Annotated in this window: 6 protein-coding genes; 2 read left to right on the top strand and 4 right to left on the bottom strand. The window is 73.5% G+C overall.

What is annotated here, in order from left to right; genetic code table 11:
• Positions 1-167: 167 nt before the first annotated feature.
• The 3 genes from AC507J_RS31925 to AC507J_RS31935 form a co-directional block, all read right to left on the bottom strand.
• Positions 168-2,348 (bottom strand): carbohydrate-binding module family 20 domain-containing protein, encoded by a 2,181-nt coding sequence (locus tag AC507J_RS31925; protein WP_496294239.1) that lies wholly within the window; start codon positions 2,346-2,348, stop codon positions 168-170.
• Between the two features lie 313 nt (positions 2,349-2,661).
• Positions 2,662-4,188 (bottom strand): DUF6297 family protein, encoded by a 1,527-nt coding sequence (locus AC507J_RS31930; protein WP_496294241.1) that lies wholly within the window; start codon positions 4,186-4,188, stop codon positions 2,662-2,664.
• A complete protein-coding gene (locus tag AC507J_RS31935) occupies positions 4,185-4,865 on the bottom strand; it encodes an ABC transporter ATP-binding protein (RefSeq protein WP_496294243.1) in 681 nt (226 codons plus the stop codon). The genes AC507J_RS31930 and AC507J_RS31935 overlap by 4 nt, the downstream gene beginning before the upstream one ends.
• A gap of 52 nt (positions 4,866-4,917) precedes the next feature.
• On the opposite strand from AC507J_RS31935, the gene AC507J_RS31940 reads away from it, so the two are divergent.
• On the top strand, positions 4,918-5,847 hold the full coding sequence (locus AC507J_RS31940) for an LLM class F420-dependent oxidoreductase (protein ID WP_496294245.1): 930 nt from the start codon (positions 4,918-4,920) through the stop codon (positions 5,845-5,847).
• A gap of 120 nt (positions 5,848-5,967) precedes the next feature.
• Here AC507J_RS31940 and AC507J_RS31945 read toward each other — a convergent pair whose 3' ends face one another.
• Positions 5,968-6,357: a hypothetical protein gene (locus AC507J_RS31945; RefSeq protein WP_496294247.1), complete on the bottom strand. Its 390-nt coding sequence runs from the start codon at positions 6,355-6,357 to the stop codon at positions 5,968-5,970.
• A gap of 58 nt (positions 6,358-6,415) precedes the next feature.
• Here AC507J_RS31945 and AC507J_RS31950 point away from each other — a divergent pair, with 58 nt between their 5' ends.
• The gene (locus AC507J_RS31950) at positions 6,416-7,651 is read left to right on the top strand and encodes an FAD-binding protein (RefSeq protein WP_496294249.1); all 1,236 of its coding nucleotides are present in this window, start codon (positions 6,416-6,418) and stop codon (positions 7,649-7,651) included.
• Positions 7,652-7,845: the final 194 nt, after the last annotated feature.

Here is a 7,845-nt window from a genome sequence, read left to right on the forward strand (position 1 = left end):
ACCACGACAGCTGCCCCAACGGCGCAACGGGGGGCGGGCCCCTCCCGATCGAACTCGGGAGGGGCCGCGCGATGCTGCCGTCAGCGCCAGGTGCCGGTCAGCGCCGGGGTGTCGGTCAGCGCCGGGGTGTCGGTCAGCGCCAGGTGTCGGTCACGCCGGGGTGCCGGTCAGCGCCAGGTGTCGGTCAGGGTCAGCGATCCGGTGGCGGTGGCCGTACGGTTCGCGCCCGACTCCCAGACCACCTGGCCGGAGTCGGTGCGCTTGACGTACTTGTAGGAGAACGCGGTGCCGGCCGGCAGGCTCAGCTCGCCCGTCCAGACCGGGTAGCCGGTGGACGAGAGCCGTACGCCCCGGGCCGGATCCCAGCCACCGAGCGCGGGCAGGTCACCCACGACGTAGACGTGCTGGCCCAACGTGGTGGTGGCGGTGGCCCGGAAGGAGACCGTCGCATCGCCCGGCGGGTTGCCGGCCGGCTGGTTCCAGCTGGCGGTGATGGCCGTGCCTGCGGTGCCGCTGCGGTTCGGGTCGTTCTCCCACTGCACGGTGCCGTTGCCGACCTTCACCAGCTTCCACTCGAAGGCGGTGCCGGCCGGAATCTCCACCGACCCGGTCCAGGTCGGGTAGCTGCCCGACGTGGTGGCCAGCTTCACCCCGTTCGCCGGGTTCCAGGAACCGAGCTGCGGGAGCGAACCGACCACGTACACCTCCTGACCGGGGTTGGTGGTCACGGTCGCGGTGAACCGGGTGGCCCCGGCGGGGTTGGAGGGGCTCGGGGTTGGCGTCGGCGAGCCGGTCGGGCTGGCGGTCGGGGTCGCCGTGGGGGTGGGGTTCGGGCCGTCCAAGCGGGCCTCGACGTGCAGGGCGAGGGCCTGGTCGGCGGCGATGGAGGCGGTGAAGGCACCGCCGGAGACGGTCACCGCGCCGCCCGGGCAGGCCCCGGTGGACGGGTCGTACCGGCCCCGGCCCACGTTGCAGTAGCGGCCGTCCGGCAGCGAGGTGCTGAAGCTGCGGCTCCAGGTGCTGCCGGTCGCGTTGAAGGCCGCGTACCCCCGGTTGCCCCGGGCGAAGGCCAGCCGGCCGTTGCCCTCGGTGACGACCGAGCCGATGCTGGTGCCGGCGACCGCGTTGCGGAAGCCCGGCATGCCGGCCACACCGGGGTTGCGGTGCTCGCAGATCCACGCGCCGTTGCCGCAGTCGGTGGCGAGGGTGCTGCCGTTGGAGGAGCTGGGCGGGCCCTGTCCGTGCACCGAGCCGAAGGCGTAACTCGACATCAGCTGGGGCCGGCCGTACGGGTGGGCCATCATGAACGTGTCCGCCAGGTAGTAGCGGGCACCGTTCTTGTAGGTGAGCGTCGGGTTCTCCCGCTGGGTGTCGTGGTTGTCGATGAAGACCACGGCCTGTTGCGCGGTGAGCCCGCCGTAGTTGGGCAGGTTGCCCAGTTGGGCGATGTTGCCGTCGCGGAACGCCGACGAGACGGACCGCTGGTAGTCGAAGTTGGTCACCCCGCCGTACGGGGCGTACGCGGTGTAGGGGATCGTCCCGTCGCCGTACACCTCGTGGAAGAGGTCCGGCCGACCGCCGAAGCCGGGCACGTCGCGCAGCCGGTTGATGATGTCGGCCAGGTGCGCCTCCTGTACGTGCTTGGCCGCGTCCACCCGGAACCCGGCCACGCCCAGGTCGATCACCGCATTCATGTACTTGGCGATCTTCCGCCGTACCTCCGGGTCGGCGGTGTTGAGGTCGGCCAGGTCGAGCAGCTCGCAGTCCTGGACCTCCTGCTTGTTGCCCCAGTTGCTGATCCGCCGGTAGCAGGGCGCGAAGTCGCCGTAGCCGTAGCTGTCGCCCGAGCCGTCGTTGAAGAGGTTCGGGTAGTTGTACTTGCTGTAGACGGTGCCGGCGCTGCCCGGCCCGCTGCCGGCCGAACCGGTGCCGCTCATGTGGTTGAGCACCATGTCCACATAGATCTTGACGCCCTGCGCCCGGCAGCGCTCGACCATGTTGACGAACTGGGCCCTGGTGCCACGCCGGGTGGTGTCCAGCCGGTACGACACCGGTTGGTAGTCCTGCCACCACGGGTAGGTGGCGCCCTCGGCGCTGGGCAGCACCACGTGCTCCTGCGGCGGCGAGACCTGCACACCGCCCCAGCCGTTGGGGCCGAGGTTGGTCTCGCACTCGTCGGCGATGGAGTCCCACCGCCACTGGAACAGGTGGACGATCGCGTCGCCGTTGGCGCGTACGTCGGCCGCGCTGGCCGGTGTGGTGCCGAGGGTGACGGTGGTGAGACCGGCCGCGACCAGGGTCGCGGCCAGTGCCGCGGAGATCGCGGCACGGGGACGGGGGATACGCACGGAGCCCTCCTCTGGGGACGGTCAGGTGCAGTCACGGTTACGGCAAGGATTCCTGCAAGCAATGCAAGAACTTGCGGTGGTTGCGTGACCGTAACAGCGCCGTCGACGGTTGTGAACCTCTGTTTCATCCTTCGAGGCAATGATGAATCGACCCTTGTGGACTCCTGAAAACCCTGCAAAGATTTCCGTCCGTGCTGCTGCCCCGGCGCTGCCGCGATCAGGCCAGGGGCGGCTGGCGGGGTGCCGCGATCAGGCCAGGGGCGGCCGGCGGGGTGCCGCGATCAGACCAGGGGCGGCCGGCGGGGTGCGGCGTTCAGACCCGGGGACGGCGGGAATCCGCGCCGAACTGCACGTACGCCAGCACCGCGGCGGCCGATAGCACGGCCTGCACACCTACCCAGCCCCAGCTCGGGTGCACGTTCACCAGCAGGGCGAAGAGGGTGGGCGCGGCGAACACCAGCACGTCCAACCCGTTGCACAGCCACATCACCGGGCCGGGCGCGATGGCACCCATCGGAGTCTCGATCAGCGGCAGGGAGTTGTCGATCCGGCCGGCCTGGGCCCGCCGCACGGCGGTCATCGCGGCCAGCGGACCGAACGCCAGCCCCAACGCCCACCACGGCCCCGGCGGCAGGTCGCCGAGCCACCCCAGCACGGCCATGGCCAGCCCGGACCAGGCGGTGGCCAGCAGCGCCGGCACGATCAGCCGGATCGCCACCACCCGGCGACCGGAGAGCCCGAGCAGCCGCAGCAGCGCCGGATGGGCCGCGTCGCGGCGCAGCGCGTCGAGCGTGACCCCACCGGCGGTCACCGCCCCCACCACCAGGGCCGCCGTCGGCAACCACCCGGGACCGGCGGCGAGCAACGCCGGCAGCGCGGCCGCCGCGAGCAGCGCGGCCACCCGCCGGCCGCGCCGACGCAGCACCAGCAGATCCTGCTGCCACGGTACGAGCCAGCCCCGCCGGGGCCACAGCGGCCGGGACCGCAGCGCCCGACGTCGCCAGTACTGCCGCTCGCGCAGGTCGGCGACGAAGGAGGGTTCGACCGCGTACGCCGCGTCCAGGTAGGTGCCGACGGCCAACGACGGTTCGTAGAGCCGAGCGTCGGGCAGCCGCGCCAGGCCGCGTACCGCCACGGCGGTGAGGGCGACGGCGGTGCCGAGCACGGCGACGGTGAGGGGAAGCGGGGGCGCGCCGACCGGCGGCAGGACCGGCAGCGGCTGCACCCGGGCGAGCAGCGCGGCCGCGCCCAGCACCAGCAGGACCGCCGGCAGCCCCGCGTCCAGCAGCCGAGCACCGGCCGGCCTTCGCTGCGCGGCCACCGCGAGCAGCGCGAGCAGCACACCGGCGGCGGCACCCACGGCGAGCCAGCCGGCCAGATCGGGCCCGGAGATCGGGCGGGCCGCCAACCGGGCGACCCCGGCGAGCGCCAGCACCGACCCCGCCACCGCGCCGACCGTCAGCGCCCGGACCAGCGCGGGCAGCAGCAGGCCGCGCCGGGCCACCGGGGCCGGCAGCAGCCAGGTCAGCTCGTCGCGGCCGAGCACCAGCGGGCCCAGCCCGCGCAGCAGACGCACCAGGCCGGCCGCGCCCGCGCCCAGCAGCACCAGCGCCACGAGCCGGTCCGACCCGGCCACCGGCTGCTCCGGCCAGAGGGCGGGCCCGAGCCGTGGGCCGGCCAGCGCGACCGCCATGGCCACCGTCAAGACCAGCACGTACGTGGTCTCCAACGACAGGGTGCGGCCCCGTCCGGCCCGCCGCCGCCGGATCCAGCGGCGCAACCGGCGCGCGGTCACCGCGGCCCGCTCCCGCTCGACCGGCGGGTCGGCGACCTGCGTCATCCGTACGGTCCCGGCGCAACCGCCGCAGACCGCTCGTCCGGCACCGGGGCGCCGGAGCGCAGCCGCAGCACCGGGCAGCCGAGCGCGGTCACGAAGGTCGGGTCGTGGCTGGCCAGCAGCAGGCTCCCGCCGCCAGCCAGATGCTCGCCGAGTAGCCCCGCCACCACCGGCCGGATCGCCGCGTCCAGCCGCTGCTCCGGCTCGTCCAGCACCAGCAGGTCGGCCGGGCGGGCCAGGGCGGCGGCCAGCAGCAGCCGCTGCCGTTCCCCGGAGGAGAGCCGGTCCGGCGTGCCGTCGCCGAGATCGTGCAGGCCGAGCACGGTGAGCAACTCGTTGACCCGGCCGTCGGCCGGATCGCCGCCACCGGCCAGCCGGACCAGCTCAACGTGCTCACGGACGGTGAGCCCGGCGTACCAGCTGGGTTGCTCGACGGTCGCCACCACCCGGCGCCAGAACGCGGCCGTGCCGTCCGGCGGCGCGCCGAAGACCCGCACCGAGCCGGCGGTCGGCTCGACCAGACCGGTCACGCAGCGCAACACCGTGGACTTGCCGGCGCCGTTCTCGCCGACCAGACAGAGCGCGCGACCGGCCGGCAGCTCGAATCCGACGTCGCGGACGACGGTCACGCTGCCGTAGGTGACCTCAAGGTCGGTCGCGGTGACGGCGATCTCGGACATCGCCTCACCCTAGAACCAGGCGACAAGGCTGGTGGCTTCCTATGCTCGACACATGGAATTGCGGATCTTCACCGAACCTCAGCAGGGTGCCAGCTACGACGACCTGCTCGCCGTGGCCCGCCGCGCCGAGGAGACCGGCTTCGGCGCCTTCTTCCGCTCAGACCACTACCTGAAGATGGGCTCGGTCAGCGGCGAGCCCGGACCCACCGACGCCTGGACGACCCTGGCCGGACTGGCCCGCGACACCCGGTCGATCCGGCTCGGCACGCTGATGACCGCCGCGACGTTCCGGCTGCCCGGCCCGCTCGCCATCACCGTCGCCCAGGTCGACCAGATGAGCGGCGGCCGGGTCGAGCTGGGCATCGGCACCGGCTGGTACGACGCCGAGCACAGCGCGTACGGGATCCCGTTCCCGGGGCTGGGGGAGCGCTTCGACCGACTGGCCGAGCAGCTGGCCGTGATCACCGGTCTGTGGCGGACCCCGCCGGGCGAGACGTTTGACTTCGCCGGGCGGCACTACCAGGTAAGCGACTCGCCGGCTCTGCCCAAGCCGGTGCAGCGGCCGCACCCGCCGATCCTGCTCGGCGGGATGGGCGCGAAGCGTACGCCGGCGCTCGCCGCCCGGTACGCCGACGAGTTCAACCTGCCCTTCGTCTCGATCGCCGACACGGTCACCCAGTTCGACCGGGTGCGCGCCGCATGCCAGGAGATCGGCCGCGACCCGGCCGAGCTGACCTGGTCCAACGCGCTGGTGCTCTGCTGCGGGCGGGACGATGCCGAGGTGGCCCGGCGGGCCGGAGTGATCGGCCGGGAGCCGGACGAACTGCGCGAGAACGGGCTGGCCGGCACGCCGGCCGAGGTCGTCGACAAGATCGGCCGGTACGCGGAGACCGGCACCCAGCGCGTCTACCTTCAGGTGCTCGACCTCAGCGACCTGGACCACCTGGACCTGGTCGCCACCGAGGTGATGCGGCAACTCTAGCCGTCACCGGGCGCCCGGCCACCGGCCCTGTCGTCGGGCGTTCCGGCCCTGTCGCCGGGCGTTCCGGCCCTGTCGCCTGGCCGGTCGCCTGGCCGGTTCCGCTTACCCGGCCGCTTCCGGTCAGTGGGCCGGGGCCCGCAGCACGGTGTCCAGCCGCCCGTCCCGGTCACTGTCGATGTAGGTGACATCCGGCACGCCGTCACCGTCGAGATCGAACTGCACCACGTCGGCGATGCCGTCACCGTCGAAGTCGGTGACCACCTCGACCGAGCCGTCCAGGTGCCGACTGACGATCGACCGCGAGCCGACCTCGCCCCGGGGCGGCGGGCCGGGGGTGGGCGGCGGCGTGGGCGCCGGCCCGGGCGTCGGTGCGGGCTGTGGGCTGGGCTGGCTCCCGAAGTACGCACCGACCGGCCCGCTGGCCGGCTCGACGCCGCTGCCGGTCGGGTCGATCTCCTCTTCGGAGGGGTAGACGTCGCCACGAGGGGCGGGATCACGGTAGCTGCTCATCGGCGTAGGGTTCCCCGACGGAGCCGACGGTAACCGTCGGCGCGGAGAGGGGGTCGCAGTGTCGACGCACCGCAACTGGGCAGGCAACGTCCGCTACGCCGCCCGGGCGTACCACCGGCCGTCCTCCATCGACGAGCTGCGCGAGCTGGTCGCCGGCAGCGACCGGATCCGGGCGGTGGGCAGCGGGCACTCCTTCAACCGGCTCGGCGACACCACAGGCGACCAGGTCACCCTCACCGGGCTGCCGACCACCGTACGCCTGGACGAGGAACGGCGGCAGGTCGAGGTGCCGGCCGCGATGCGCTACGGCGAGCTGGCCACCTGGCTGCACGATCGCGGGTACGCCCTGGCCAACCTTGCCTCGCTGCCGCACATTTCGGTGGCCGGCGCGGTGACCACCGGCACCCACGGATCCGGTGCGGCGATCGGCAACCTGGCCACCGCGGTCGCCGGCCTGGAACTGGTCACCGCGGCGGGGGAACTGCGCACCGTGGAGCGCGGCGACCCCGACTTCCCCGGGATGGTCGTCTCCCTCGGCGCGCTGGGCATCGTCACCCGGCTCACCCTGGACGTGGTGCCCACCTTCGACATCCGCCAGTACGTACAGCTCGACCTGCCCCGCGCCGCCCTGGCCGAGGCGCTCGACTCCGCGTACAGCGTGAGTGTCTTCACCGACTGGCGCTCGACCCGCGGCACCCAGGTCTGGCGCAAGCAGCTGGCGGACCAGGCCCCGCCCCCGGCGGACTGGCTGGGTACGACGGCGGCCGACCGGCCCTGGCATCCGGTGCCCGGCATGCCGACGGTCAACTGCACCGAGCAGCTCGGCGTCGCCGGCCCCTGGCACGAGCGGCTGCCGCACTTCCGGCTCGGCTTCACCCCGAGCAGCGGCGAGGAGTTGCAGTCCGAGTACCACCTCCCCCGGGCGGTGGCCGCCGACGCGCTCGCCGCGCTGGACGAGGTGGCCCACCTGATCGCCCCGGTGTCACAGACCAGCGAGCTGCGCACCGTCGCCGCCGACGACCTGTGGCTCAGCCCCAACCAGGGCCGCGACACCCTCGCCGTCCACTTCACCTGGATCGCCGACGCGTCGGCGGTGCTGCCGGTGGTCGCCGAGGTCGAACGCGCCCTCGCCCCCTTCGCCCCCCGCCCTCACTGGGGCAAGGTCTTCACGATCCCCACCGAGGAGATCGCCGCCACCTACCCCCACTGGACCGACTTCGCCACCCTGCTGCACGACCTCGACCCCATCGCCACCTTCCACACCCCCGCCCTGGACCACCTCTTCCCCCGCTGACCCCGGCCCCGCCCCCCGTCGCCCCTCGCGCCCTCGCGCCCCTCGCGCCCCCTCCGCGCGTCGATCTTGCACTTTCGGTCGCCGGTACATCCCTTTCTTGGGGCTTTGTCCCGACCAAGAGTGCAAGATCGACGGGGCGGGGCGGGGCGGGGCGGGGCGGGGGCGGGGCGGGGCGGTGTCTGCCGATCCGGCCG

This window comes from Micromonospora sp. PRAS1 (genome assembly GCF_059553435.1).